This window comes from Saccharopolyspora karakumensis, from assembly GCF_004349225.1.
Taxonomy (GTDB): Bacteria; Actinomycetota; Actinomycetes; order Mycobacteriales; family Pseudonocardiaceae; genus Saccharopolyspora; species Saccharopolyspora endophytica.
The window spans coordinates 1-25,055 of the sequence record NZ_SMLA01000075.1 but is presented as its reverse complement, the minus strand read 5'-3'; the positions used below and the strand labels follow the sequence as shown (position 1 = coordinate 25,055).

Annotated in this window: 24 protein-coding genes; 17 read left to right on the top strand and 7 right to left on the bottom strand. The window is 70.6% G+C overall.

Annotated elements, in window-relative coordinates; translation table 11 throughout:
• On the bottom strand, window positions 1-872 hold an 872-nt coding region (locus E1202_RS28770), incomplete at its 3' end, for a LysR family transcriptional regulator (protein WP_165944021.1).
• A gap of 98 nt (window positions 873-970) precedes the next feature.
• Between E1202_RS28770 and E1202_RS28765 the strand changes: the two genes are divergently transcribed.
• The 3 genes from E1202_RS28765 to E1202_RS28755 all read left to right on the top strand — a co-directional run bounded on the left by E1202_RS28765 (window position 971) and on the right by E1202_RS28755 (window position 3,767).
• Window positions 971-2,410: a form I ribulose bisphosphate carboxylase large subunit gene (locus tag E1202_RS28765; RefSeq protein ID WP_132686467.1), complete on the top strand. Its 1,440-nt coding sequence runs from the start codon at window positions 971-973 to the stop codon at window positions 2,408-2,410.
• An 11-nt stretch (window positions 2,411-2,421) separates the two neighbouring features.
• Complete coding sequence (locus tag E1202_RS28760; RefSeq protein WP_132686466.1) at window positions 2,422-2,844, top strand: ribulose bisphosphate carboxylase small subunit; 423 nt, start codon at window positions 2,422-2,424, stop codon at window positions 2,842-2,844.
• Window positions 2,845-2,930: 86 nt separating this feature from the next.
• Window positions 2,931-3,767 (top strand): AAA family ATPase, encoded by an 837-nt coding sequence (locus E1202_RS28755; protein WP_235879086.1) that lies wholly within the window; start codon window positions 2,931-2,933, stop codon window positions 3,765-3,767.
• Between the two features lie 202 nt (window positions 3,768-3,969).
• Here E1202_RS28755 and E1202_RS28750 read toward each other — a convergent pair whose 3' ends face one another.
• From E1202_RS28750 to E1202_RS28735, 4 genes are all read right to left on the bottom strand, one after another.
• On the bottom strand, window positions 3,970-5,166 hold the full coding sequence (locus E1202_RS28750; protein WP_235879085.1) for a GAF domain-containing sensor histidine kinase: 1,197 nt from the start codon (window positions 5,164-5,166) through the stop codon (window positions 3,970-3,972).
• Window positions 5,163-5,828, bottom strand: coding sequence for a response regulator (locus E1202_RS28745; protein ID WP_132686464.1), 666 nt, complete (start codon window positions 5,826-5,828; stop codon window positions 5,163-5,165). The genes E1202_RS28750 and E1202_RS28745 overlap by 4 nt, the downstream gene beginning before the upstream one ends.
• 51 nt (window positions 5,829-5,879) lie before the next feature.
• Complete coding sequence (locus E1202_RS28740; RefSeq protein ID WP_132686463.1) at window positions 5,880-6,791, bottom strand: LysR family transcriptional regulator; 912 nt, start codon at window positions 6,789-6,791, stop codon at window positions 5,880-5,882.
• Window positions 6,792-6,892: 101 nt separating this feature from the next.
• Window positions 6,893-7,837: a phosphoribulokinase gene (locus E1202_RS28735; protein WP_207918971.1), complete on the bottom strand. Its 945-nt coding sequence runs from the start codon at window positions 7,835-7,837 to the stop codon at window positions 6,893-6,895.
• Between the two features lie 338 nt (window positions 7,838-8,175).
• Here E1202_RS28735 and E1202_RS28730 point away from each other — a divergent pair, with 338 nt between their 5' ends.
• The 7 genes from E1202_RS28730 (at window position 8,176) to E1202_RS28700 (ending at window position 14,125) form a co-directional block, all read left to right on the top strand.
• Window positions 8,176-9,630: a DNA-binding protein gene (locus E1202_RS28730; protein ID WP_235879084.1), complete on the top strand. Its 1,455-nt coding sequence runs from the start codon at window positions 8,176-8,178 to the stop codon at window positions 9,628-9,630.
• Between the two features lie 177 nt (window positions 9,631-9,807).
• Complete coding sequence (pqqA, locus tag E1202_RS33070) at window positions 9,808-9,882, top strand: pyrroloquinoline quinone precursor peptide PqqA (protein ID WP_132686469.1); 75 nt, start codon at window positions 9,808-9,810, stop codon at window positions 9,880-9,882.
• Window positions 9,883-9,887: 5 nt separating this feature from the next.
• A complete protein-coding gene (gene pqqB, locus E1202_RS28720) occupies window positions 9,888-10,781 on the top strand; it encodes a pyrroloquinoline quinone biosynthesis protein PqqB (protein WP_132686462.1) in 894 nt (297 codons plus the stop codon).
• The gene (pqqC, locus tag E1202_RS28715; protein ID WP_132686461.1) at window positions 10,778-11,473 is read left to right on the top strand and encodes a pyrroloquinoline-quinone synthase PqqC; all 696 of its coding nucleotides are present in this window, start codon (window positions 10,778-10,780) and stop codon (window positions 11,471-11,473) included. Before pqqB ends, pqqC begins: the two co-directional genes overlap by 4 nt.
• Window positions 11,473-11,739 (top strand): pyrroloquinoline quinone biosynthesis peptide chaperone PqqD, encoded by a 267-nt coding sequence (pqqD, locus tag E1202_RS28710; RefSeq protein ID WP_132679040.1) that lies wholly within the window; start codon window positions 11,473-11,475, stop codon window positions 11,737-11,739. The genes pqqC and pqqD overlap by 1 nt, the downstream gene beginning before the upstream one ends.
• Window positions 11,736-12,830 carry a pyrroloquinoline quinone biosynthesis protein PqqE gene (gene pqqE / locus E1202_RS28705; RefSeq protein ID WP_132686460.1) on the top strand — a complete coding sequence of 365 codons (1,095 nt, stop codon included), beginning with the start codon at window positions 11,736-11,738 and terminating at the stop codon, window positions 12,828-12,830. The genes pqqD and pqqE overlap by 4 nt, the downstream gene beginning before the upstream one ends.
• A 212-nt stretch (window positions 12,831-13,042) precedes the next feature.
• Window positions 13,043-14,125, top strand: coding sequence for an S-(hydroxymethyl)mycothiol dehydrogenase (locus E1202_RS28700; protein ID WP_408007571.1), 1,083 nt, complete (start codon window positions 13,043-13,045; stop codon window positions 14,123-14,125).
• A gap of 218 nt (window positions 14,126-14,343) precedes the next feature.
• Here the strand turns inward: E1202_RS28700 and E1202_RS28695 are convergent, their stop codons facing one another.
• Window positions 14,344-14,676: a bifunctional 3-phenylpropionate/cinnamic acid dioxygenase ferredoxin subunit gene (locus tag E1202_RS28695; RefSeq protein ID WP_132686458.1), complete on the bottom strand. Its 333-nt coding sequence runs from the start codon at window positions 14,674-14,676 to the stop codon at window positions 14,344-14,346.
• A gap of 698 nt (window positions 14,677-15,374) precedes the next feature.
• On the opposite strand from E1202_RS28695, the gene E1202_RS28685 reads away from it, so the two are divergent.
• From E1202_RS28685 to E1202_RS28670, 4 genes are read left to right on the top strand one after another with little or no spacing between them, the layout of a single operon-like run.
• Window positions 15,375-15,833: an NAD(P)H-dependent oxidoreductase subunit E gene (locus E1202_RS28685; RefSeq protein ID WP_132686457.1), complete on the top strand. Its 459-nt coding sequence runs from the start codon at window positions 15,375-15,377 to the stop codon at window positions 15,831-15,833.
• On the top strand, window positions 15,830-17,359 hold the full coding sequence (locus tag E1202_RS28680; protein ID WP_132686456.1) for a formate dehydrogenase beta subunit: 1,530 nt from the start codon (window positions 15,830-15,832) through the stop codon (window positions 17,357-17,359). Before E1202_RS28685 ends, E1202_RS28680 begins: the two co-directional genes overlap by 4 nt.
• A gap of 3 nt (window positions 17,360-17,362) precedes the next feature.
• Complete coding sequence (gene fdhF / locus E1202_RS28675) at window positions 17,363-20,173, top strand: formate dehydrogenase subunit alpha (protein ID WP_132686455.1); 2,811 nt, start codon at window positions 17,363-17,365, stop codon at window positions 20,171-20,173.
• On the top strand, window positions 20,170-20,403 hold the full coding sequence (locus E1202_RS28670; RefSeq protein ID WP_132686454.1) for a formate dehydrogenase subunit delta: 234 nt from the start codon (window positions 20,170-20,172) through the stop codon (window positions 20,401-20,403). The genes fdhF and E1202_RS28670 overlap by 4 nt, the downstream gene beginning before the upstream one ends.
• Before the next feature lie 54 nt (window positions 20,404-20,457).
• On the opposite strand, the gene E1202_RS28665 is transcribed toward E1202_RS28670, so the two are convergent.
• Window positions 20,458-21,510, bottom strand: coding sequence for a Glu/Leu/Phe/Val dehydrogenase dimerization domain-containing protein (locus E1202_RS28665; protein ID WP_132686453.1), 1,053 nt, complete (start codon window positions 21,508-21,510; stop codon window positions 20,458-20,460).
• A gap of 79 nt (window positions 21,511-21,589) precedes the next feature.
• On the opposite strand from E1202_RS28665, the gene E1202_RS28660 reads away from it, so the two are divergent.
• The 3 genes from E1202_RS28660 to E1202_RS28650 form a co-directional block, all read left to right on the top strand.
• The gene (locus E1202_RS28660; protein ID WP_132686452.1) at window positions 21,590-22,057 is read left to right on the top strand and encodes an Lrp/AsnC family transcriptional regulator; all 468 of its coding nucleotides are present in this window, start codon (window positions 21,590-21,592) and stop codon (window positions 22,055-22,057) included.
• Between the two features lie 95 nt (window positions 22,058-22,152).
• On the top strand, window positions 22,153-22,488 hold the full coding sequence (locus E1202_RS28655) for a plasmid stabilization protein (protein WP_132686451.1): 336 nt from the start codon (window positions 22,153-22,155) through the stop codon (window positions 22,486-22,488).
• A gap of 189 nt (window positions 22,489-22,677) precedes the next feature.
• A partial coding sequence (locus E1202_RS28650; protein ID WP_132686450.1) for an AAA family ATPase occupies window positions 22,678-25,055 on the top strand: 2,378 nt, incomplete at its 3' end.

Below are 25,055 nucleotides of genomic sequence, written 5' to 3'. Positions count from 1 at the left end.
GTTTTGAAGTGGGCTCTTGTTCTTAGGTGGTTGGTGAAGAGGGTTGTTGTGGGGGGTTTGGGGCCCGGGTTGGCGGTGAGGTGCCAGTCCCGCGGCAGGGGTGTGGCCGGGGTGGGGATCTCGGTGAGGTGTCCTTCGGTGAGGTGGCGGGTCACCGCGTCCTTGGAGACGAGGGTGACGCCCAGGCCGGAGACGGCTGATTCGATGACCGCCGTGTTGGAGCCGAGGGTGAGGGTTCGGGGCGGCGGGTCCAGTTCCAGCTGGGCGAGGAAGGATTCCGTGATCGCCCTCGTGCCGGAACCGGGTTCGCGCAGCAGCCACGTCTGAGCCGACAACCAGGCGGGGGTCCCCGGATCGGGGGTGTTGGCGACGACGATGAGTTCGTGGGGGCGGGTGGCGAGGACCTCGACCTCGCGGCCGGGTTCGGGACGTCCGCCCAGCACCAGGTCGACCTCGTGGCGTTCCAGCAGCCTGCGGACGTGCTCGCGGTTGCCGACCTCCAGGCGGACGCCGACGTGCGGGTGCTGCTCGCGGAAGCTCGCCAGCACGCCGGGCAGGATCTGCTCGCCGGCGGTGGTCAAGGCCGCGATGCGCAGTTCACCGCGCTCCGGGTCGGTTTCCGCAGCGGCGGCGGTGCGGGCCTGGTCGAGGAGGCCCAGGGCGGTGCGGAGGTGGTCGGCGTAGACCTCGCCCGCGCGGGTCAACCGCAGGCCGCGCCCGTCGCGTTCCAGCAGCTGCAGGCCGAGGGACTTCTGCAGCGCGTTGAGCGCTGCCGACACCGCCGACTGGGTCACGAACATCCGGCGCGCGGCGGCGTGCACCGAGCCGGTGTCGGCGACGGCCAGGAACGTGCGCAGCTGCGTGAGCGTCATCATCAACCGTTCACTTGAGAATCGCTACGGGATTCTTGATAGACAGTTGCTCAATCGGCGGCCATCGTCAAACGCATCCACTCATCCGGGGAGGACGCATGGCAGCCGAGAACGAGCGTTGGGGCGCAGGGGTCATCCCCTACGCCGAGATGGGGTACTGGCAGCCCGACTACGAGCCCAAGCCGAGTGACGTGCTCGCCGCGTTCCGGGTGACCCCGCAGGACGGGGTGCCGCCGGAGGAGGCCGGTGCCGCGGTGGCGGGGGAGTCGTCGACGGCGACCTGGACCGTGGTGTGGACCGACCGGCTCACGACCTACGAGCACTACCAGGGCAAGTGCTACCGGGTCGATCCGGTTCCGGGTCAGCCCGGCCAGCACATCGCCTACATCGCCTACGACCTCGACCTGTTCGAGGAGGGCTCGATCGCGAACCTGACGTCGTCGATCATCGGCAACGTCTTCGGGTTCAAGGCGCTCAAAGCGCTGCGGCTGGAGGACATGCGGATCCCGCCGCACTACACCAAGACCTTCCAGGGGCCCGCGCACGGCATCGTGATGGAGCGCGAGTACCTGAACAAGTACGGGCGCCCGCTGCTGGGCGCGACCGTGAAGCCCAAGCTGGGGTTGTCCGCGCGCAACTACGGGCGGGTGGTGTTCGAGGCGTTGCGGGGTGGTCTCGACTTCACCAAGGACGACGAGAACATCAACTCCCAGCCGTTCATGCGCTGGCGGGACCGTTTCCTGTTCTGCATGGAGGGCGTCAACCGCGCTCAGGCCGAAACCGGTGAGATCAAGGGCCACTACCTCAACGTCACGGCCGCGACGATGGAGGACATGTACGAGCGGGCGGAGTTCGCCAAGGAGCTCGGCAGCGTCGTGGTGATGATCGACCTGACCGTCGGCTACACCGCGATCCAGTCGATGGCCAAGTGGGCGCGGGCCAACGGCGTCCTGCTGCACCTGCACCGCGCCGGCCACTCCACCTACACGCGGCAGAAGAACCACGGCGTGAGCTTCCGGGTCATCGCCAAGTGGATGCGGCTGGCCGGGGTCGACCACATCCACGCCGGAACGGTGGTCGGCAAGCTCGAAGGGGACCCGAACTCGGTCGCCGGGTTCTACGACGTGCTGCGGGTCAACAAGGCCGACCCGGACCCCGCCAAGGGCCTGTACTTCGAGCAGGACTGGGCGTCGATGCCGGGCGTCATGCCCGTCGCCTCCGGTGGCATCCACGCGGGTCAGATGCACCAGCTGCTGGACCACCTGGGCGAGGACGTGGTGCTGCAGTTCGGCGGCGGCACGATCGGGCACCCGATGGGCATCGCCGCGGGCGCCACCGCCAACCGGGTCGCGCTGGAGGCGATGATCAAGGCGCGCAACGAGGGCCGGGACTTCCTCGCCGAGGGGCCCGACATCCTGCGCAAGGCGGCGCGGCACAGCCGCGAGCTCGACACGGCGCTGGCCCTGTGGGGTGACGTGAGCTTCGACTACGACTCCACCGACACCCCGGACGTCATCGACACCCCGACGCTGCTGTGAGGAGACCGGACATGCGCATCACCCAGGGAACCTTCTCCTACCTCCCGGAGCTCACCGACGACGAGATCCGGGCGCAGGCGCAGTACGCGCTGGACAACGGATGGCCGCTGTCGGTGGAGTTCACCGACGACCCGCACCCGCGCAACAACTACTGGGACATGTGGGGTCTGCCGATGTTCGACCTGGTCGACGCCGCCGGTGTGCTCTACGAGGTCAACGAGTGCCGCAGGGCGTACCCGCAGCACTACATCCGGGTCAACGCCTACGACGCCTCGCTGGGCAGGCAGACCACGGCGCTGACGTTCCTGGTCAACCGCCCCTCCGACGAGCCCGGGTTCCGGCTCGACCGGCAGGAGGCGGCCGACCGGCGGCTGCGCTACAGCACCCACGCCTACGCGGTGGACCGCCCGAAGGGCGAGCGGTACTCGTCATGAGCGCGGTGATGCGGCCGGGTTTCGGCATGCGACCCGGCAAAACGGCAACGGAGACAGCGGAAACCACCCTCGCGAGAACCGAACGCGTGGATCTCGCGGCGGAGCGCGACGCGGCGGGCATCGACGAGCTGATGGCCTCGCTGGACGCGGAGCTGGTCGGGCTGCACGAGGTCAAGACCCGCATCCGCGAGGTGGCGTCGCTGCTGCTGGTGGATCGCGTGCGGCAGCGGTTCGGGGTGAGCTCGACCCGCCCGAACCTGCACATGTGCTTCACCGGCAACCCGGGCACCGGCAAGACGACCGTGGCGATGCGGATGGCCGGTCTGCTGCACCGCATCGGCTACCTCGAACGCGGGCACCTGGTCGCCGTCACCCGCGACGACCTCGTCGGCCAGTACGTGGGCCACACCGCGCCGAAGACCAAGGAGGTGCTCAAGCGGGCGATGGGCGGCGTGCTGTTCATCGACGAGGCGTACTACCTCTACCGCGCCGAGAACGAACGCGACTACGGCCAGGAGTCCATCGAGATCCTGTTGCAGGTCATGGAGAACCAGCGCGAGGACGTCGTGGTGATCCTGGCCGGTTACGGCGACCGGATGGCGGAGTTCTTCCGCTCGAACCCGGGCATGAGCTCCCGGGTGGCCCATCACGTCGAGTTCGGCGACTACGACCTCGACGAGCTGCGCTCCATCGCCGAGCTGATGTCCGAACAGGACGGTTACCGGCTGCGCGGTGAAGCGGTCGAGGTCCTGCGGGAGCTGCTCGACGAGCAGCGGGCCCAGCCCCGCTTCGCCAACGCCCGGACGGTCCGGAACCTGTTGGAACGAGCCCGGTTGCGGCACGCGAGCCGCATCGTGGACACCCGGGACGACTGCGGCCTGGACGACCTCGTCCGCCTGGAACCGGTGGACTTCAAGCCCTAGGAGCTTTTCAGGGACTTGCTTTGCTCAGCGGTGCGGGGTGGCGGAACCTGAGCGGCTTCGTGGTCTCCGTGCGCCGCTCCTGATGTATGCCAATGCACGGCGTCGCGGCGTACTCGCCACGAAGCCGCTGAAGAACCCGCGGCGGTGCGAGCTGAGTCCCACACCTGAAACAGCGGCTACGCCGCGTTGTTCAACAACACACCTAGGCCGATTCCTGGTGGGGTGGGACGGTCAGCGTCAGGGTCGTGCCGGAACCCGGGGCGCTGCGCACCTCGAGCGTGCCACCGAGCAGGCGCGCGCGTTCCCGCAGGCCGGGCAGGCCGTGGCCGGTCGGGCCGGAGCTCGCGCGCAGCGCCGCCGGGTCGAAACCCACTCCGTCGTCGCTGACCTGCAGCACCACCCCGGCGGTCGTCGTGCTCAGCCGGATCACCGCGGTAACGGCCTGCGCGTGCTTCTGGACGTTCTGCAACGCCTCCTGCGCGCTGCGGTAGAGGGCGCTCTCCAAGAACTCCGGCACGTCGCAGACCCCGGCGTCGACGTGGACGTGCAGGTCGGCGATCCCGCGCGCGAGGCTCTGCAGGCTCGCCGTCAGGCCCAGGTCGTCGAGCACCGGTGGGCGCAGGCCCGCGATCGCGTAGCGGGTCTCGTCCAGCGCCGCCCCGGCCAGCTCCTGCGCGGTGGCGATCTGCTGCTCGGCTCGAGCGGCGTCCTCGCCGACCAGGTCGCGGGCGGCCGAGAGGTGGAAGAACATGCTCACGATGCGCTGGCTGATGCCGTCGTGGATCTCGCCCGCGAGCCGCCGGCTCTCCGACTCCTGCAGCTGCACCATCCGCTCGGTGAAGCGCTCCAGCGCCTCCTCGCGGTCGGCCAGCCGCCGGTAGAGGCGGGCGTTCTCGATGGCGCCCGCGACGAGACCGGCCAGCGAGCGCAGCAGCTCGACGTCGTCGCCGAACTCGCGGCGCCGCTTGCTGTGCAGGTTGAGCACGCCCACCAGGTGGCCCAGCCGCGTGAGGATCGGCACCGACACCATCGAGGTGAACTCCTCGCCGTGCAGCTCCGGGATGTACTTGTAGCGCGGATCGGCGCGCTTGTCCTCCACGATCACCGCGGGCTCGCCGTGCGCGGCGACCCAACCGGCCATGCCCTCGCCGACGGCCAGCTCCACCCGTCCGGCGAGCCGGTCGAACGGCGGGGTCGCGCCGCAGAGCCGCAGCCGCTGCCGGTCGTCGTCGAGCAGGTGCACGAAGCACACGTCGGTGGCGGTCATCTCGGTGATGATCGCCGCGACGTTCTGCACGATCTCGTCCAGGTCCAGCCGGGAGGAGATGGTCTCGATGATGCGCATGAGCAGGTGGGCCTCCTGCTCCGCGTCGGCCATCCCCAGCGAGCTGCGCTTCACCGGTACACCCCTTCGCGCAGCGCGACCGCGATGGCACCGGCCCGGTCGCCGACCTCCAGCTTGCGGTACAGCCCGCGCAGGTGGGTCTTGACGGTCTCCTCGGTGATGAACAGCTTCGTCGCGATCGCCCGGTTCGACATGCCCGCCACCAGCAGCGACAGCACGTCGCTCTCGCGCTGGGTGATGCCCAGGTGGGCGCCGGGCCAGAACTCGCCGTTGCGGATCCGCGCCGCCGACTTCGCGACCCTGCCGGCCAGGGCCGGGTCGATGAGCACCTCGCCCTCGTGGATGCGCCTGAGGTACTCCACCAGTTCCGATCCGCGCACCCGCTTGAGCAGGAAGCCCGACGCGCCCAGCTGCAACGCCTGGTAGAGGTACTGCTCGTCGTCGTAGACGGTCAGGAACACCACCTTGCAGCCCGGTCGGTGGCCCAGGATCTCCCCGCACAGGTCCAGACCGCTGGATCCGCGCAGCCGGATGTCGAGGAGCACCGCATCCGGTTCGTGCCGCAGGATTTCGGTGACGGCCCGTGCCGGAGTGCCCGCTTCGCCGACGATCCGCACCCGTTCGGAGTGCGGTTCCAGCATCGCCTTGAGTCCGTCGAGCACCATCTGGTGGTCGTCGACGACCACCAGCCGCAACGGCTCCTCCACCCGGCCCATCGGAGAAGGGTACGCAGGCGAGGGCACCTCCGGTAGGTGACGCGGTGCCGCTCAGCCGGGGGTGGTGGCGTCGAGGAGTTCGTCCAGGTCCATCCTCCGGGCGGTGTCGACGAACGCCCTGGCGAGGATGGGCTCCGGGTCGCGGTCGTGCAGGACCAGCCCGATCGTCTTGCTGATCTGCGGCTCCGCCAGCGGGACCGCGCGCATGCCCTCCGGGACGCCGAAGCGCAGCAGCCAGGAATGGGGCAGCACGGTGGCCCACGGTCCTTCGCGCACGTGCGCGTAGAGCGCGCTGATGGAGTTGGTCTCCACCGCCGGTTGCGGCTTCGCCTGGGCCTGCTCGAACACCGAGTTGAGGATGCGGCGGTTCTGCATGTCCTCCGACAGCAGGCACAGCGGGTGCTCGGCGGCCTCCGCCCAGGTCGCCGATTCCCCGTCGTCGAGGTCGTCCTCGGCGGCCAGGAGCAGGTAGCGCTCGCTGTAGAGCGGAACCGTGCGGACGCCGGTCAGCGGCTCGTTGTCGATGTAGGTCACGCCGACGTCGAGCCCGTACTGCGACAGGCCGCGCTGGATCTCGATCGAGGTCATCGAGCTCACCTGCACCCGCACCCGGGGCTGGTCCTGGCACAGCAGCGACGTCAGGATCGGCACCACGCACAGCGCCGTCGGGATGCACCCGATCCGCAGCCGCCCGCTGAGCCCTTCCCGCATCGCCCCGACGTCCTCGATCAGCGCGTCCCGCTCGGCGAGGATGCGGTAGGCCCACTTCAGGATCCGCTCGCCCTCGGGGGTGAAGCCGATGAACCGGTTCCCCCGCTGGATGATCTGGACGTGCAGTTCGGCTTCGAGCTTGCGGATCGCCGCCGACATGGCCGGTTGCGAGATGTAGCACGCCTCTGCGGCGCGGGCGAAGTGCTTCTCGCGCGCCAGGGTCGTCAGGTATTCCAGTTGCCGCAGGAGCATGCGCGCGATGCTAATCCTCCGGCCACGGCAGCGGTGCGGCCTGAGCCGGTGTTGGGCGAACCTCGCGGGAGCGGCGCAGCCGGGAGCGGAAGAGCAGGTCCTCAGTCGCCGTCGCGGATGAGGTGGTGCAGCAGGATCAGCTGGGCGAGCCGCAGCGGTTCGTTGCGCCTGCCGTCGTCGAGCCTGCCGAGGCAGTCCGGCAGCGGGTCGGGCACGTCGAGGCCTTCCCAGATCGCCTTGGCGACCATCGTGCTCTCCTCGGGCGGGGCGTGGCCGTGGATGTGCAGGGCGTCGACCGGTCGTCCGTCGGTGTCGCGCTTGAGGGCCAGGTGCATCGCCTTGGTGGGGGCCTTGGCCAGGATCTCGGTGAAGTTGGGGTGCCGGATGGTCGGGCGCATCAGGATGGTCGCCGACAGCGGAGTGCCGGGCGGGTCGTCGCGGCCCTCGATCGGGGCGAACGAGATGACGATGTCGGCCAGGTCGCGCTGCGGCCGGATGAACCGCGCGGACTCGGGTTCCCGGCGGCCGAGCTCGGCCTTGACCTGCTCGGCCCGGTACCCGCGCTTGGCGGTGTCGCGCTGGATCTTCCACGCGGCTCGCACGTCCTCGGGCGGGCCGAGGTAGACGGTGACGTCGAAGCACGCGCGGGACAGCTTCGTGTGCAGCGGCAGCAGGCCCTCCACCAGCACGAACTCGTGCGGTTCGACCAGCACCGGCCGGGTCAGCTCGCCCCCGGAGTGGTCGTAGACGGGCTTGAGGATGGGACTGCCGGTGGCCAGCAGCCGCAGGTGCTGCTCCATGATCTCCACGTAGTTGCAGTCCGGGTGCAGCGGTGTGAAGGGCAGTTCCCTGCGCTCCCGGCGGTCGTAGCGGTGGTAGTCGTCGACGCACATCGAGGTGCTGCGCTCGGTCCCGAGAGCCTGGACCAGGCCGCGGGTCAGGGTGGTCTTGCCCGCGGCGCTGTCGCCCGCGATGCCCAGCATCGTGGGGCGGGGATTCGGTCGCTCGGCTCGGGCGCGGTGGATGCGCAGTTGCTTGTCGGGCACGGAAATCTCCCTCCGTCGGCGCTGTCCTCCGGCGCGCTGGGGTTCGAGCGGCCTGCCCTCGGCAAGCGGTCCGCTGCTCGGCGGCGAGTCCTCGACGTTACGGAACGCGCGGCGTCCCGGCCTCCCCCTGGCGGGGGATGCGGGGAAGGGGAGCGCGGAATCGTGAAAGTTGATGTCCGGTGGGAGGATTCGGCGTTCGGGGAACACCCGATCGGTGGCTTTCCTCGGCGGTTGACTAGATCAACCGCACTCCCGGTGACTGCTGCAAGTGGATGGCCGCCCTTGCCCCTGAACGTTAACCACCATTAGCGTGATCGGAGTCACGGTCCGCTGGGTCGATGACGGATGCGATGTGCGACGAGGAGGTCGTGATGGCCGGCTTGGTCCCGCCGTTGGGAATCGCGTCGAGCACGCCTGGCGGAGATTCGCTGGCCACCGCGTCGAAGGTCACCAGGGCGTGGGAGGCGTTCGCGACCGGCGAGGACATCACCTCCGACGTGCGGCCCGACATCCTCGCCTCCTGGTACCGCTGCCGCGATCAGTACGAAGTGGACCCCGCGCTCGACGTGGCTCCGCCGGCCCCCGGCTACCACGACCAAGGCCCGGACAACGACGTCATCTTCACCCAGCTCGGCGGGCTCGGGGCCCTGGCCGGGCGGGACGTCGAACTCGACGGCGGGGTCGTCGCGGTCACCGACGGCTCCGGGCGCATCCTCGGCACCTGGGGCGACCCGTCGGCTCGCCGCCGCGCCGAGCTGTCCAACATGGCGCCCTGGTCGTCGTGGTCGGAGCAGTGCACCGGCACCAACGGGATGGGCACGTCCTTCGAGGTCGCCGGCCCGGTCACGGTCACCGGCGCCGAGCACTGGTGCGAGGGCTTCCACCAGTGGGCGTGCGCGGGCATCGCCATCCGCGACGTGGTGACCGGCTCGGCCATCGCCTCGATCAACATCTCGCGCTGGGGCGCAACGCTTTCCCCGGAGGTCCCGGCCTGGCTGCAGAAGGCCGCGTCCTGCATCGAGCAGGAGATCCACCGCAGAGCCGTCGGCGAGGCCAAGCGGGTGTGCACGGCCTTCAAGCAGGAGCGCACCGATCACAGCGGCCCGCTGGTCGCCCTCGACCGGGGCGGCCAGGTCGTCGCGGCCAACGACGCCGCCCTGTCCATGCTCCGCCTGCCCGCCGACGCCCCGGCCTCGCGCGGCGCGGTCGAACCCGCCGAGCGGTCCAGACCGGACATCGCCGAACTGTCCGACGTGGTGCGCTGGGCGGCGGGACGAGCCGCGCAGAATCCACAGTGGACCGGATACGCCCAGCTGGGGGTCGCCGGCGACGGCGCGGTTCCCGCGACGCTGCGGCCGATCACCGAGTCCGACCGCGTGGTCGGGATGCTCTGCGCGTTCGGGCTGCAGGAAGGCGAGCCCTACGGCCGCGCGGGCGAGGGCGCGGCCGTGCCCATGCCGCCCCGGGTCATCGGCGTCCGCAACGACCGCCTGGTGCTGCTCGCGCCGTCGGAGGTCCGCTACGCCGAAGCGGACCGCAACACCGTGTGGCTCAGCACCGACCGCGGCCGGATCCTGGCCGCCACCAGGGGTCTGGACCACGTCGATCAGGCCCTGAGCCGCCACGGCTTCCGCCGCGTGCACCGCCGCTTCCTGGTCAACCTCCGCCGGGTCGCCGAGGTCGAACGCGGCACCAAGGGCGAGCTGTTCCTCGTCACCGACCCCCGCGTGCCCGAGCTCGTTCCGGTCTCCCGGCGCCACGCCCCGGAGATCCGCCGCCTGCTGGGCGTCTGACCGGCGCAACCGCGCTGCCGGACGGCGGGATCGGGCGCAAGCTCGGGGTGCACCGCTCGTCGTCGCGGCGATGCCGTTCGTTGGGAGTTCCGCGCCGCCGGTCGGCGATCGGTTGTCACCGCAGCGACCGATCGCTGAGGCTGTGAACTGCTGGAACGCGGAACCGAGGAGGAAATCATGACCTGGGAGACCCCTGAGTACACGGTGATCGACGTCTGCGCCGAAGTCACCGGCTACTACCACCAGCGCTGACGGCCGTGCTCGTCCACTGCCTGGGAGTCGCGGCAGGTGGCGGGTACCCGCAGTGGAACTGCGCGTGCCCCGGATGCCGCGAGGTCCGCACCGCGCCGGAGCGCGCTTCGGCGCACGCGGGCCTCGCGGTCTCCGGCACCGGTGACCGCTGGTTCCTGCTCAACGCGACACCCGACGTGCACCACCAGATCAACGCCGACCCCAGCCTGCACCCCGGCCCCGGGGCGCGGGAGACACCGGTGGCGGGAGTGCTGCTCACCGACGCCGAGTTCGATCACACGATCGGGCTGCTGGTGCTCCGGGAGGGCTCGTCGCTGGAGGTCTTCGGCACGGCGCCCGTGCTGGCCTCGCTCACCGACCACTTCCCGGTGCGAGACCTGGTCTCCGACTACGCCGACGTGCGGTGGCGGGAGGTGGAGGTCGGCAAGCCCATCGATCTCGACGAACGGCTCCAGGTGACCGCTTTCGCAACCGGGAGCAAACCGCCGCGCTACGTCGGGCACCACGCCGGGCCGGGCGACTGGGAGACCGGCTACGTGCTGCACGACCTGGTGAGCGGCGGAACCGCCGTCTACGCCCCGACCGTGCCAAGCTGGGACGAGCACTTCGCCGAGCAGGTCGCCGACGCCGATTGCGTGTTCGTCGACGGCACGTTCTGGACCGACGACGAGATGTCCCGCAGCGGAACGGGTGATCGGCCCGGCAGGTCCATGGGACACATGCCCGTCAGCGGTGCGGACGGTTCGGCGCGGCACCTGGCCGCGCTGCCCGCCCGCCGCAAGATCTACGTCCACGTCAACAACACCAATCCCATCCTCGACGAGGGATCAGCCGAGCGAGCCGAACTCGCGGCGCTGGGCATCGAGGTGGGACGTGCGGGTCTGGAGGTCGAACTATGAGGCCCTGGTCGTCGGAGGAGTTCGAGGCGGAGCTGCGCGCGGTCGGCGAAGCGCGCTACCACCACCTGCACCCGTTCAACGAGCGGATGCACGCCGGTGACCTGACCGAGGAGGAGTTCCGCGGCTGGGTGCGAAACCGCTTCTACTACCAGATCAACCTGCCGGTGAAGGACGCCTTCATCCTCACCAAGCTGCCCGACGCGGCCGAACGCCGGAAGTGGATCAAGCGCATCACCGACCACGACGGCACCACCGAGGTCGAGGGCGGCATCGAGCGCTGGGTGCGGCTCGGCGAAGCCGTCGGCCTGTCCCGCGAGGAGCTCTACGACACCCGCACCGTGCTGCCCGGCGTGCGCTTCGCCGTGGACGCCTACGTCGACTTCTGCAGGCACAAGCCGTGGCTGGAGGCGGTGGCCTCGGCGATGACCGAGCTGTTCGCGCCCGACCTGCTCAGCCGCCGCATCGTCGACGTGCAGAAGCACTACCCGTGGCTGGACTCGCGCGGCCTGGAGTACTTCCGGACCCGGCTGACCCAGCAGCCCGCCGACATCGCCCACCTGCTCGGCCTGGTGCTCGACAACGCCCGCACCCGGGAGCAGCAGGAGGCGTGCGTGCGCGCCCTGGAGTTCAAGTGCGACGTGCTGTGGACCCTGCTCGACGCGGTGCAGCTCGCCTACGGCAAGGCCGAGTGATGGACGCCGCGAGCACACCGCGCCTGGTGCCCAAGGCGATGCTCAAGCGCGACAAGGTCCGCGACGCCGACCTGCTGCTGCTTCCCGAACGCGTGGTGCGGCTCAACGCCTCGGGCGCGGCGATCCTGCGGCTGTGCGACGGGACCCGGACCGTGCGGGAGCTCGTCGACCGGCTGGAGGAGGAGTTCGGGGCCACCGGGCTCATCGACGAAGTGCTGACGTTCCTCAACGACGCGCACGACCAAGGTTGGGTGGTGTCCGGATGACCCCCGCGCCCTACGGGCTGCTGGCCGAGGTGACCCACCAGTGCCCGCTGCACTGCCTGTACTGCTCCAACCCGCTGGAACTGCGCCGGCGGGACGAGGAGATCGGCACCGAGGACTGGCTGCGGGTGATCCGCGAGGCCGCGGACCTCGGAGTGGTGCAGGTGCACTTCTCCGGCGGCGAGCCGCTGGTGCGCGGTGACCTCGCCGAGCTGGTGGCCGAGGCGCGCGGCTGCGAGCTCTACACCAACCTGATCACCAGTGGTCTCGGGTTGACCGAGGAGCGGGCGAAGTCGCTGGTCGTGGCCGGGCTCAACAGCGTGCAGCTGAGCATCCAGGGCGACACCGCCGAGGCGAGCGAACTCGTGGCCGCCACCAAGCGGTTCGACAAGAAGCGCGAGGCCGCGCGGATCATCGTCGATTCCGGGCTGCCGCTGAACATGAACGTCGTGCTGCACCGGCTCAACCTCGACCGGCTCGACGCCATCATCGACGTCTGCGAGTCGTGGGGAGCCGAACGGCTCGAACTGGCCAACACCCAGTACTACGGCTGGGGGCTGCGCAACCGGGACCTGCTGCTGCCCGGCCGCGAACAGCTCGCCGCGGCGGAGAAGGTCTACCAGCGGCGCAAGGCCGAGCTCGCCGGGCGGATGGAACTGCTGTGGATCTTGCCCGACTACTACGAGCCCTACCCGAAGCCGTGCATGGGCGGCTGGGCGCGCACCGCCCTGACCGTGGCACCGGACGGGTCGGTCTACCCGTGCCCGGTCGCCGCCGACATCGACACCCTCGACTTCCCGTCGGTGCTGGCGCACCCGCTCGACTGGATCTGGGCGAAATCGCCCGCGTTCCAGGCGTATCGGGGAACCGATTGGATGCCGGACCCGTGCCGCAGCTGCTCCCGCAAGGAGATCGACTTCGGCGGCTGCCGGTGCCAGGCGTTCGCGCTGACCGGTGACGCCTCGCGCACCGACCCGGTCTGCACGTACTCGCCGGACCACCACCTCGTGCAGGACGCGGTGGACCGCGCCAACGACACGCCCGTCGCCGCTCCCGAACCGGTCTACCGCCGCCCGCGCGCGGCCGCGGAGTGACCGCGGTTCGTCACCGAAATCCCGCCGTTCGTGCTCGATCACCCGCCGCCGGTACCGGATTCGTTGTCCACTCCGGAACCGGCGCGCGAGGGTGGTCGAAACGGACCGGTCTCGACTCGGCGTGCCGGGTCGGGCCACGCCGGTGGCGGCGCGAGGCGACCCCGACCGCTGTCGCCGCCACCGGCGCCCTTGTCGCCGAGAGGATGCAGCAGATGATCAAGTCGCGCGCGGTGATCGCACAGGGGAAGGGCGAGCCGGTCGAGGTGGTGCGGATCGACCTGCCCGAACCCGGGCCCGGCGAGGTGCTGGTGCGGGTGCAGGCGTGCGGTGTCTGCCACACCGACCTGCACTACCGGGAAGGCGGCATCAACGACGAGTTCCCGTTCCTGCTCGGCCACGAGGCCGCCGGTGTCGTCGAAGCGGTGGGGCCCGGCGTGTCGGACGTGTCCGAGAACGACTTCGTGGTGCTGAACTGGCGCGCGGTGTGCGGGCAGTGCCGCGCCTGCTCGCGCGGCAAGCCCTGGTACTGCTTCGACACCAACAACGCCGACCAGCCGATGCGGCTGGAGGACGGCACGGAGCTGTCCCCGGCTCTGGGGATCGGGGCCTTCAGCGAGCGCACGCTCGTCCACGCCGGTCAGTGCACGCGCGTCGACCCGGCCGCGCGGCCGGTCGTGGTCTCGCTGCTCGGGTGCGGTGTCATGGCCGGGATCGGTGCGGCGATCAACACCGGTGGCGTGACCCGCGGCGACTCGGTGGCCGTGATCGGCTGCGGCGGCGTCGGCAACGGTTCGATCGCCGGAGCGGCGCTGGCCGGCGCGGAGAAGATCATCGCCGTCGACCGGGACCCGAAGAAGCTCGCCTGGGCCGAGGAGTTCGGAGCCACCCACACGGTCAACGCCGCCGAGACCGACACCGTGGCCGCCGTCCGGTCGCTCACCGGAGGCAACGGCGCGGACGTCGTCATCGACGCCGTCGGCCGGCCGGAGACCTTCGAGCAGGCGTTCTACGCCCGCGACCTGGCGGGCACGGCGGTGCTGGTGGGCGTGCCGACCCCGGAGATGGAGATCAAGCTCCCGCTGCTGGACGTCTTCGGCCGGGGCGGGGCGGTGAAGTCCTCCTGGTACGGCGACTGCCTGCCCAGCCGCGACTTCCCGATGCTCACGAACCTCCACCAGCAGGGCCGCCTGCCCCTCGACAAGTTCGTCACCGAGGAGATCACCCTCGACGAGGTCGAAGACGCCTTCGCCAAGATGGGACGCGGAGAAGTCCTGCGCTCCGTGGTGGTCTTCTGAGGCGGGCTCTCGAACCGCGTGCGAGCGGCGTAGCCGCGAGCCGTGAGGACCACCTGAGCAGCTCGCACCGCCGCGGGTTCTGATACGTCTTCCGGCGAGGACGCCGCGACGCCGCGCATCGACATGCTCAAGGAGTGGCGCACGGAGTCCAGGAGGCGTATCAGGTTCCGCTACCCGCACCGCCATGCAAGACGAGTTCAGGATCGGTTTCCGCGGCGTCACAGCGGTCGGCCTATGTCGACGTGGACCACCACCTCGTCGCCGCAGATCTCGACCTGGTGGGTGCGGAGGGGTTCGGTGGCCGGCGGGCAGAGGGGTTCTCCGCTGCGGACGTCGAAGCGTGACAGGTGCACCGGGCACTCCAGCGACGTGCCGTCGAAGTGGCCGTCGCTGAGGACCGCCCAGGCGTGCGAGCACACGTCGTCGATCGCGTAGAGCCGCCCGGCGACGTTGAACACCGCGACCGGCGGGAGGGTGTTGAGCCGTCGCACGGTTCCGGGCGGGAACTCGTGCAGTCGGCACACTCGGACTCGATGCGTGGCCGGGGGCATCGATGCCACTCCTTCCGCCAGAGCTCCGGTGGCGCCGGCGGTCGCACCGGCCCCGCTGACGACGGTGCCGCAAGGTCCTCGACCGATCCGGCGGGCGGATGGTGAGGTCCTTGCGGCACTCGTGCGGTTCGAGCCGCGTGGTGGGAGCGGTGGATCAGTCCTCGTCGGCGCGGTGCAGGTAGCCGGTGACCTCGGCGCAGACGTCGATCACGGTGTATTCAGGGGTTTCCCAGGTCATCGCATTCTCCTCAGGTTCGTCTCGGCCGGTGGCCGTTTTTCCGGCCGCAGCGGGAGCCGGGTGGGTTGGGCGGCAATTCCCGAATTCCGCGCTGGAATTTCAAGTTAGGCGCACCCGTGACACCTGGGCAAGCCGGGCGGGACGAGTGCGCGAGGAGCTCGCACGAGCGGCGGGGGAGCGAAAACCAGCGGCGCTTCCCGCGGTGCCCGAAAGACGATCATGAACTGACGCGTACGGGTGAAAACGCTGGTCGCGGCCGGTCTCGCAGCGTGCGCGAAAAGGCCGGAAAAGGCGCGGAAATGGTGCGCAAAAAGGTCCTGTCCAGCGATGATGCGAGAAATTCGGTGACGCGGAGTACGCATCGATCGGTGGTGCTTATCGATGCATAAAAACGCGTGCGTTGAACTCTGGGCGACGCGGCGCGACGGTAGACCCAATCTACAACGGAGTGGAGCCGCAGATGACGATAGCGGAACGAGTGCGCGGCGTTGTCGAAGCGCACCGGGGCGAGCGCGGAGCCCTGCTTCCCATCCTGCACCACCTCCAGCGGGAGTTCGGCTGGATCGATCCGCAGGTGGTCCCGGTCCTGGCCGAAGAGCTCAACCTCTCGCGGGCCGACGTCCACGGAGTCATCTCCTTCTACACCGATTTCCGCTCCGAACCCGCGGGCACCACCACGGTCAAGATCTGCCGAGCCGAGGCGTGCCAATCGGTCGGCGCCGAACGGCTCGTGGCCGATGCCGAGCAGGTCTTCGGCGTCAAGGTCGGCCAGACCACCCCCGACCGCTCGGTGACCCTCGACCAGGTGTTCTGCCTGGGCAACTGCGCGCTCGGACCCTCCGCGCAGGTCAACGGAAGGCTGCACGGCCGGGTGGACCGCAGCCGGCTCGTCGAGATCCTCGCGGAGGGCAACGCGTGATCACCGTCTACGTACCCCAGGACTCCGCGTCGGTCTCGGTCGGCGCGAACGAGGTCGCCGCAGCCATCCAGCGGGCGGCCGACGAGCCGATCAGGTTGGTGCGCAACGGCTCTCGCGGCATGCTCTGGCTCGAACCGCTCGTCGAGGTCGAGACCGAGCGCGGTCGCGTCGGCTACGGCCCGGTCACCCCGGGCCGGGTGCCGGAGCTGATCGCGGCCGGGATGCTGCGAGGAGCCGACCACGAGCTGTGCCAGGGCGCGGTCGAGGACCTGCCGTGGATGCGCGACCAGCAGCGGCTGTGCTTCGCCCGCGTCGGCGCCACCGACCCGCTGTCCACATCGGACTACGAAGCGCACGGGGGCTTGCGCGGACTGCGCGCGGCGCTGGCCGCCGCACCCGCCGAGGTCGTCGAGGAGGTCACCACTTCCGGCCTGCGCGGGCGCGGCGGCGCCGGATTCCCCGCGGGCATCAAGTGGAACACCGTGCTCCAGGCCGAGGGGCCCGCGAAGTTCGTCTGCTGCAACGCCGACGAAGGCGACTCCGGGACCTTCGCCGACCGGATGCTCATGGAAGGCGACCCGTTCTGCCTCATCGAGGGCATGACCATCGCCGCCCACGCCGTCGGCGCCACCGAGGGCTACATCTACGTCCGCTCCGAGTACCCCGACGCCGTGCGCACCCTGCGCCGCGCGATCGACGCAGCCTACGCGGTCGGCTGGCTCGGCGAGGGAGTGCTCGGATCGGAGCTCACGTTCGACCTGTTCGTGCGCGTCGGTGCCGGTGCCTACATCTGCGGCGAGGAGACCTCCATGCTGGAGAGCCTGGAGGGCAGGCGCGGCATGGTGCGCTCCAAACCGCCGATCCCGGCGATCACCGGGCTGTTCGGCAAGCCCACGGTGGTCAACAACGTGCTCACCCTGGCCAGCGTCCCGGCGATCCTCGCCGACGGCGGTGCGCCCTACGCCGAGCTCGGCGTGGAGCGCTCGCGCGGCACGCAGGTCTTCCAGCTGGCGGGCAACGTCGCGCGCGGCGGTGTCTTCGAATCCGCCTTCGGCATCACCATCGAGGAGCTGGTCAACGGCTACGGCGGCGGCACCCGATCCGGGCGGCCGGTGCGCGCGGTGCAGATCGGCGGGCCGCTGGGCTCCTACGTGCCGCCCGAGCGGTTCGACCTGCCGATGGACTACGAGGCGCTGGCCGAGGCGCAGGCGATGCTCGGCCACGGCGGCATCACCGTCTTCGACGACACCGTGGACATGGCGGCCATGGCGCGCTTCGCGTTCGAGTTCTGCGCCGAGGAGTCCTGCGGCAAGTGCACCCCGTGCCGGGTCGGCGCGGTGCGCGGCGTCGAGGTCGTCGACCGCATCGTCGGCGGCCAGGACCGCGACGGCAACCTCGCCGTGCTGGGCGACCTGTGCGAGCTGATGACCGACGGATCGCTGTGCGCGATGGGCGGGCTGACCCCGAACCCGGTGCGCAGCGCGCTGGCGCACTTCCCCGAGGACTTCCTGAAGGAGGCGAAGTAGGCGATGGGTCTGCTCAAGGAACCCGACTACGGCACCCCGGCCAGGGCGGGGGAGGCCACCGTCACCGTCGACATCGACGGCGTGCCGGTCACCGTGCCCGAGGGCACCTCGGTGATGCGCGCCGCGGCCGAGTCCGGCACCGACATCCCGAAGCTGTGCGCCACCGACAGCCTGGAAGCGTTCGGCTCGTGCCGGCTGTGCCTGGTGGAGATCGACGGCCGCAAGGGCACCCCGGCCTCGTGCACCACACCGGTCGCCGAGGGCATGAAGGTCAGCACCCAGACGCCGAGGCTGGAGAAGCTGCGCCAGGGCGTCATGGAGCTCTACATCTCCGACCACCCGCTGGACTGCCTGACGTGCTCGGCCAACGGTGACTGCGAGCTGCAGGACATGTCCGGTGTGGTCGGCCTGCGCCAGGTCCGCTACGGCTACGAGGGCGCCCACCACCTCGACGCGCCCACCGACAGCAGCAACCCCTACTTCGACTTCGACGCCTCCAAGTGCATCGTGTGCTCCCGATGCGTGCGGGCCTGCGACGAGGTGCAGGGCACCTTCGCGCTGACCATCGAGGGGCGCGGCTTCGACTCCAAGGTCGCGGCCGGTGCCGGTGACCCGTTCCTGGAGTCCGACTGCGTGTCCTGCGGAGCGTGCGTGCAGGCGTGCCCGACGGCGACGCTGCAGGAGAAGTCGGTCGTCGACCTGGGCATGCCGACCCGCTCGGTGCTGACCACCTGCGCTTACTGCGGGGTGGGTTGCTCGTTCAAGGCCGAGCTGCGCGGCGACGAGCTGGTGCGGATGGTGCCGTACAAGGACGGCGGAGCCAACGAGGGCCACTCCTGCGTCAAGGGCCGCTTCGCCTTCGGCTACGCCACGCACCCGGACCGGCAGCTCAACCCGATGATCCGCGAGCGCACCACCGATGAGTGGCGCGAAACCGATTGGGAGACGGCGATCTCCTACGTCGCCGAGAAGTTCCGCGACATCCAGGCCCGGCACGGTTCGAACGCCATCGGCGGCATCACCTCCTCGCGCTGCACCAACGAGGAGGTCTACGTGGTGCAGAAGATGGTGCGGGCGGCGTTCGGCAACAACAACGTCGACACCTGCGCCCGCGTCTGCCACTCGCCGACCGGCTACGGCCTCAAGCAGACCTTCGGGACCTCGGCGGGCACGCAGGACTTCCGGTCCGTGGCGGCCTCCGACGTGATCGTGGTGATCGGCGCCAACCCGACCGACGGGCACCCGGTGTTCGCCTCCCGGATGAAGCGCCGGCTGCGGGAGGGCGCGAAGCTGATCGTCATCGACCCGCGGCGGATCGACCTGGTGCGCAGCCCGCACGTCGAGGCCTCGCACCACCTGCAGCTCGCGCCGGGCACCAACGTCGCGCTGGTCAACGCGCTGTCGCACGTGGTGGTCACCGAGGGGTTGACCGACGAGTCGTTCGTGGCCTCGCGCTGCGAGGGATTCGACGACTGGGCGGAGTTCATCGCCCGCCCGGAGAACAGCCCGGAAGCGGTCGAGTCCATCACCGGTGTTCCCGCCGAGCAGGTCCGCGAGGCCGCGCGGCTCTACGCCACCGGCGGCAACGGAGCGATCTACTACGGGCTGGGCGTCACCGAGCACAGCCAGGGCTCCACGATGGTGATGGGCATGGCCAACCTCGCCATGGTCACCGGCAACATCGGCCGCGAGGGCGTGGGCGTCAACCCGCTGCGCGGGCAGAACAACGTGCAGGGCTCCTGCGACATGGGTTCGTTCCCGCACGAGCTGTCCGGCTACCGGCACGTCGCCGACGACGCGGTGCGCGAGGTGTTCGAGAAGCTCTGGGAGCGCCCGATCCTGCCCGAACCGGGGCTGCGGATCCCGAACATGTTCGACGCCGCCGTCGACGGCAGCTTCCGGGGCCTGTTCGTGCAGGGCGAGGACATCGCCCAGTCCGACCCCAACACCCAGCACGTCGCGGCGGCGCTGTCGGCGCTGGAACTCGTCGTGGTGCAGGACCTGTTCCTCAACGAGACCAGCAAGTTCGCCCACGTGTTCCTGCCGGGCACCTCGTTCCTGGAGAAGGACGGCACGTTCACCAACGCCGAGCGGCGGATCAACCGCGTCCGCCCGGTGATGGTGCCCAAGAGCGGCAAGGACGAGTGGCAGGTGGCCTGCGAGATCGCCCAGGCCATGGGCTACGACATGCACTACGACCACCCGCGCGAGATCATGGACGAGATCGCCTCGGTGACACCGACTTTCGCCGGCGTCTCGTTCGGCAAGCTCGACGAGCTGGGCAGCGTGCAGTGGCCGTGCAACGACAAGGCGCCCGAGGGCACGCCGATCATGCACTCCGAGGAGTTCGTGCGCGGCAAGGGCAGGTTCGTGCTCACCCCGTTCGTGGCGACCCGCGAGCGCAGCACCCGCCGGTTCCCGCTGGTGCTCACCACCGGCCGCATCCTGTCGCAGTACAACGTCGGCGCGCAGACCCGCCGCACCGCCAACGTGGCCTGGCACCCGGAGGACGTGCTGGAGATCCACCCGCACGACGCCGAGGACCGCGGCATCTCCTCGGACGACGTGGTGAACCTGTCCAGCCGGGTCGGCACGACGTCGCTGCGCGCGAAGATCTCCGACCGGATGCCGGTGGGCGTGGTGTACACGACGTTCCACCACCCGGTGACCGGCGCGAACGTGGTGACCACGGAGAACTCCGACTGGGCCACCAACTGCCCGGAGTACAAGGTCACCGCCGTGCAGGTCGCCAGGGAGACCAGCGGGGAGAAGGCCGAGGCCGAGCAGCGGGAGGCGGTGCTGACCGAGTCATGAGCGCCGAGGTGTCACCGCAGGTGCGGATGGCCAACGACATCGCCATCCAGTTCGCCCACCTCCCGCCCGGCCAGGCGGCGCGGGAGGTGGCCCACCACATCAAGATGTTCTGGGACCCGAGGATGAGGGCCGAGCTGGACCGGCTCGCCGACTCACCGCCCCAGGACATGGACCCCCTGGCACTCGAAGCGGCCCGCCTGCTCCGCAGCGCGGGCGCCGGAGCCGGCTGACGGCTCCCACCGCAGAGGGGACGGTTCCCGTCGGGACCGTCCCCTCGTCCACGATCAGGCGGGAACCGCCGTCCGGCGGCGCGCGGCGAGGTCCCGGGCCGCGGTCTGCGGGGTGGTTCCGCTCTCGCGCGCGTCGGTGAGGATCTCGGTCACCGTCGCGCCGATCGCGGTGATGCGCCGGGTCGTCTCCTCCTCGGTGAGGCCGAGCTCCTCGCGGCAGACGGCGTGGATGATGCCTCCCGCGCTCGCCACGACGTCCGGCACCCACGTGACGCCCCGCTCGTGGAGGGTGGAGCCGACGCCGTCGTGGGTGAGCTGGTTGTTGGCCGGTCCGACGATCAGCCGGGCTCGGCACGTTCGGGCCCGTTCCTCGGACAGCAGCCCTCCGACGGCGGCCGGCACCAGGACGTCGAACTCCTCGCCGAGCAGGTCCTCGGTGCTCCAGGTCAGTCCTGCCGCTTCGGCGACCGCGCGCCTGCTCCCGTCGAGGTCGCCGGTGGTCACAGCGCATCCGCGCGCGGCGAGCTCGTCGGCGACCAGGCGGCCGACGCTGCCGTACCCGATCACCCCGACCCGCAGGTCCGCGCCGGTGCCGAAGACGTGGTCAGCGGCCGCGTCCAGCGCGGCGAGCACGCCCCGGGCCGTGGCGGTGCTCGAATTGCCGCTCCCGCCGCCGGACTCCGGCCGGCAGAACGCGAGGCCGCCCGTCAGCCCGTGGATGATCTCCATGTCCTCCGGGGTCGAGCCGATGTCGGGGCCGGTCAGGTAGGCGCCGTCGAGCGAGGTGATCACCTCCGCGAGGTCTTCGAGCACCAGCAAGCGGTCCCTCTCGTCGAGGACGGCGTCGGCGTCCATGATCACCGACTTGCCGCCGCCGTGCGGCAGCCCCGCCAGGGCCGCCTTCTCGGTCATCGCGCGGGAGAGGCGCACGACGTCGTCGAGCCCGTCGCGCCAGTGCGAATACGACGTGATCCGGCAGCCGCCGATGGCCGGGCCCGCCTGGGTGGAGTGGACGGCCACGGCGATCACGACGCCCGAGCGGCGTCCGCGCACCACGCGCAGCTGTTCGTGGTCGAGTGCGTCGGGAGAGGAATCTGATCGGCTCATGAGCGCCAGTCTGGTACGAATTCGGGAGTTGGCGCTTCCAGTTCGTTGATATGTTCGGGAAGTGAGTGAAAATCCGAACATGGATCGGACGGACCGGTTGATCCTGGAGGCTCTCCAGCGAGATGCCAGGATTCCCATGCGCGACCTGGCGGAGCTCGTGGGTGCCGCGCCCTCGACGTGCTCCGAACGCGTCCGGCGCCTGGAAGCCCGCGGCTTGATCACCGGGTTCCACGCGGCCGTGGATTTCAACGCGCTCGGCCGGGCGGTGGAGGCCATGGTGTTCGTCCAGGTCCGGCCCCTGAGCCGTCAGCTGATCGACCAGTTCCACGCCGACGCGCTGGCCATGACCGAGGTGATCGCGATCTTCGGCCTCGCCGGCGGCGACGACTTCCTGCTGCACGTCGGCGTTCGCGACGTTCCCGCGCTGCACGCGTTCCTCGTCGACAGCCTGAGCAACCGCCGCGAGATCGTCCAGTTCCGCAGCTCCATCGTCTACCGCCACGACCACAAGAAGGCCTTGGAGGACCTCACCCCGACCGACGGCTGAACGCCCGGGCTCGCACGTGGTCGCGCGTGTTTGCCGGGAGGTGGTGCCGGGTAGGTCATCGGGAAGTTGCGACCGTTCGTGACGGGAGGGACGTCATGCCGCAGAGCGCGTGGAACTCCAAGGAGGAGCGGCAGTACGAGCACATCAAGCAGGGCACCAAGAAGCGCGGGTCCAGCGAGGGCCGGTCGGAGGAGATCGCCGCCCGGACGGTGAACAAGAACCGCGCGCAGAAGGGAACGGCCAAGCAGCGCAGCAAGGTCTCCACCGAGGACATCCCACCGCAGCGGCGTGGCGGCAAGCGCTCCGGGAACCGGCAAGGACCCGGCGGCCGCACCAAGCAGCAGCTCTACGAGGACGCCAAGCGCGAGGGAATCGAAGGCCGTTCCAAGATGACCAAGGAGGAGCTGCAGAAGGCCCTCTCGCGGAGGTGAGGGGAGTTCGGGCGTGGCCACCGGTCACGTCCGGACGATTTTCGTTCGGGAAGCAAATCGGGACTTCGCGTTCGTCGCGGAACCGCTCCGGAACCGGCGACGTCGGAGCGGGTGTAGGCGGCGGCTGAGAGCGACGGCATCGGTCACGAGCCGAGAACCGTTGCGCGAGTGGAAAATGCGGAGTCACCGATGTTGACCGAACGAACCAGCGAGTTAGCCCGAATATCCGAATCCCTCGCCGAGTGCGAGCGGGGCAGGGGGCGGGTCGTGCTCATCGGCGGCGCGCTGGCCACGGGCAAGACCGCCTTGCTGGACGCGCTCGGTGACCTCGTCGGGGAGCGGGCGGCGCTGCTGCGCGCGGTGGGTTCGCGCGCGGAGCGGGAGCTGCGGCTGGGCGTGGTGACCCAGCTGCTCGCCGGAGCGGAACCCGTCGCGCGCGACCGGGTGGCCCGCCTCGCCGAGTCGCCGCTGGATGCCCGATCGCTGGAGGAGGTCGGCGCGCTGCTGCTGGAATCGGCCGGTGAGCGCCCGGTGGTGCTGGCCGTCGACGACGTGCACTTCGCCGACCCGGAGTCGCAGCAGGCGCTGCTCTACCTGCGCAGGAGGATCGCCTCCGCGCGCGTGCTGCTGGTGCTGACCGAGTGGGAGCGCCCGAACCTGGCGCGCGAAGCCCCGCACGCCGAGCTGGCCCGCCGGCCCGATCGCCGGATCGACCTCGGCCCGCTGGCGGAATCCGGCGTGGCCGAACTCCTCGACGTCGAAGACGACTGCGCCGCAACCGCTTTCGATCTCACCGGCGGAAACCCGTTCCTGCTCGAGGCGCTGCTGGAAGACGGTCTCGCGGTGGGGGCGCACTTCCGGCGAGCCGTGCTGGACAGCCTGACCCGCTGGGACGCCGATTTCCTCGCCGTGGCCGAAGGCGTTGCGGTGCTGGGCGATTCGGCGTCACCGGCCCTCGTCGCCGAGCTGCTGACGATGACCGCGCGCTCGGTCGGTCCCGTGCTCGACGCGCTCGACGCCGCCGGGCTGCTCCGCGACCACCGCCTGCGCCATCCCGACGTCCTGCTGGAAAGCCTCGCGCCCGCCGACGCGGCCAGGCTGCACGCCCGCGCCGCCGAACTGCTGCACCGCCGCGGCGCCCCGGCCGTGGAGATCGCCCGCCACCTCACCGCGGCCGGTGCGGTACCCGGGCGCTGGGCGATGCGCCCCTTGCGCTACGCCGCCGAGCAGTCCCTGGTGGACGATCCCGAACTCGCGGTCGGCTGCCTGGAACTCGCCCTGAACGCCTCCGACGACGACTGCGAGCGGGTCGAGCTGCGCGCCGCCCTGGTCCGCGCGGCCTGGCGCATCAACCCCTCCATCGCCGCCCGCCACCTAGGCCCGCTCGCAGACCGGAGGGACCTGTGCTGGCGCGATGCCGTCCCGGTGGCCCGCCTGCGGCTCTGGCAGGGCGATCCGGGCGCGGCAGGAGAGCTCCTGCGCACCACGCGCGCGCACGACGGCGAGCCCCATCCCCGCGCGGCCGCCGAACTGCGCGTCGCCGCCGAGTGGATCCACGGCCGTTCCCTCGACGTCGAGCCGCTGACCAGCGGGGACATCACGTGGCAGGCGACCGCCGGACTCGTCGGGGTGTGGACCCGGGAATTGCCGGGGGAGGTGCTGCGCGCAGCCGAGCACGTCCTGCAGAGCTGCGAGGGCGAGGTGCTGCCCGAAGCGGCCTCCGCCGCCGTGCTCGCCCTGGACCACGCGGGCCACGTCGAACGGGCCCGGCACTGGTGCGAGGCGCTCACCGCGCAGGCCCGCAGGCACGGCGCCACCACCGCGCAGGCGCTGATCGGCGCGGTCCGCGCCGACATGTCGTGGCGACGCGGCGACCTCATCGCCGCCGAGGCGCAGGCGCAGGAGGCGCTGCGACTGCTGCACCCGCAGACGTGGGGAGTGCTGGTGGGCCTGCCGCTGTCCACGCTGATCCACGTGAACACCGCGCTGGGCCGGCACGACACCGCGGCAGGCCTGCTCACGCGCCCGGTCCCGGACGAGATGGCCGCGACCACCTTCGGTCTCCGCCACCTGCACGCCACCGGCAGGCACCACCTGACCAGCGGGCGCACCCTCGCCGCCCTGGACGCCTTCGAACGGGTCGCCACCCGCATGCGAGGCGGTGATCGGGCGATCCCCACGACGATCCCGTGGCGCGGCGACCTCGCCCACACCTACCTGCTGCTGGGCAGAAGACGCGAGGCCCGCGAACTGGTCGCCGAGCAGCTCGCCGGCACCTCCGGCGGCGTGCGGATCCGCGCGATCACGCTGCGCGTCCTGGCCGCGTGCAGCGAACCCCGGCAGCGCGTCGCGGTGCTGCGCGAAGCCATCCAGCTGCTGGAGCGATGCGGCGACCGGCTGGAACTCGCCCGCGCGCTGACCGACCTCAGCCAGGCGCACAGCGAGCTCGGGCAGCTCCGCAACGCACGCCTGGTGCTGCGCAAGGCCGACCAGATGGCCAAGGCGTGCCAGGCCGACGTCCTGTCCCACCGGCTCCACGACTCCCTCGACGCAGCCCGCCCCGAAAC

What these genes read in the sequence shown, in the direction of transcription:
- E1202_RS28665 (WP_132686453.1), bottom strand. Translation starts at nt 21,510, where the DNA reads ATGAGCCGATCAGATTCCTCTCCCGACGCACTCGACCACGAACAGCTG.
- E1202_RS28700 (WP_408007571.1), top strand. Translation starts at nt 13,043, where the DNA reads ATGATCAAGTCGCGCGCGGTGATCGCACAGGGGAAGGGCGAGCCGGTC.
- E1202_RS28670 (WP_132686454.1), top strand. Translation starts at nt 20,170, where the DNA reads ATGAGCGCCGAGGTGTCACCGCAGGTGCGGATGGCCAACGACATCGCC.
- E1202_RS28760 (WP_132686466.1), top strand. Translation starts at nt 2,422, where the DNA reads ATGCGCATCACCCAGGGAACCTTCTCCTACCTCCCGGAGCTCACCGAC.
- pqqD (WP_132679040.1), top strand. Translation starts at nt 11,473, where the DNA reads ATGGACGCCGCGAGCACACCGCGCCTGGTGCCCAAGGCGATGCTCAAG.
- E1202_RS28685 (WP_132686457.1), top strand. Translation starts at nt 15,375, where the DNA reads ATGACGATAGCGGAACGAGTGCGCGGCGTTGTCGAAGCGCACCGGGGC.
- E1202_RS28695 (WP_132686458.1), bottom strand. Translation starts at nt 14,676, where the DNA reads ATGCCCCCGGCCACGCATCGAGTCCGAGTGTGCCGACTGCACGAGTTC.
- pqqE (WP_132686460.1), top strand. Translation starts at nt 11,736, where the DNA reads ATGACCCCCGCGCCCTACGGGCTGCTGGCCGAGGTGACCCACCAGTGC.
- fdhF (WP_132686455.1), top strand. Translation starts at nt 17,363, where the DNA reads ATGGGTCTGCTCAAGGAACCCGACTACGGCACCCCGGCCAGGGCGGGG.
- E1202_RS28730 (WP_235879084.1), top strand. Translation starts at nt 8,176, where the DNA reads ATGACGGATGCGATGTGCGACGAGGAGGTCGTGATGGCCGGCTTGGTC.
- pqqC (WP_132686461.1), top strand. Translation starts at nt 10,778, where the DNA reads ATGAGGCCCTGGTCGTCGGAGGAGTTCGAGGCGGAGCTGCGCGCGGTC.
- E1202_RS28740 (WP_132686463.1), bottom strand. Translation starts at nt 6,791, where the DNA reads ATGCTCCTGCGGCAACTGGAATACCTGACGACCCTGGCGCGCGAGAAG.
- E1202_RS28655 (WP_132686451.1), top strand. Translation starts at nt 22,153, where the DNA reads ATGCCGCAGAGCGCGTGGAACTCCAAGGAGGAGCGGCAGTACGAGCAC.
- E1202_RS28765 (WP_132686467.1), top strand. Translation starts at nt 971, where the DNA reads ATGGCAGCCGAGAACGAGCGTTGGGGCGCAGGGGTCATCCCCTACGCC.
- E1202_RS28660 (WP_132686452.1), top strand. Translation starts at nt 21,590, where the DNA reads ATGGATCGGACGGACCGGTTGATCCTGGAGGCTCTCCAGCGAGATGCC.
- E1202_RS28745 (WP_132686464.1), bottom strand. Translation starts at nt 5,828, where the DNA reads ATGGGCCGGGTGGAGGAGCCGTTGCGGCTGGTGGTCGTCGACGACCAC.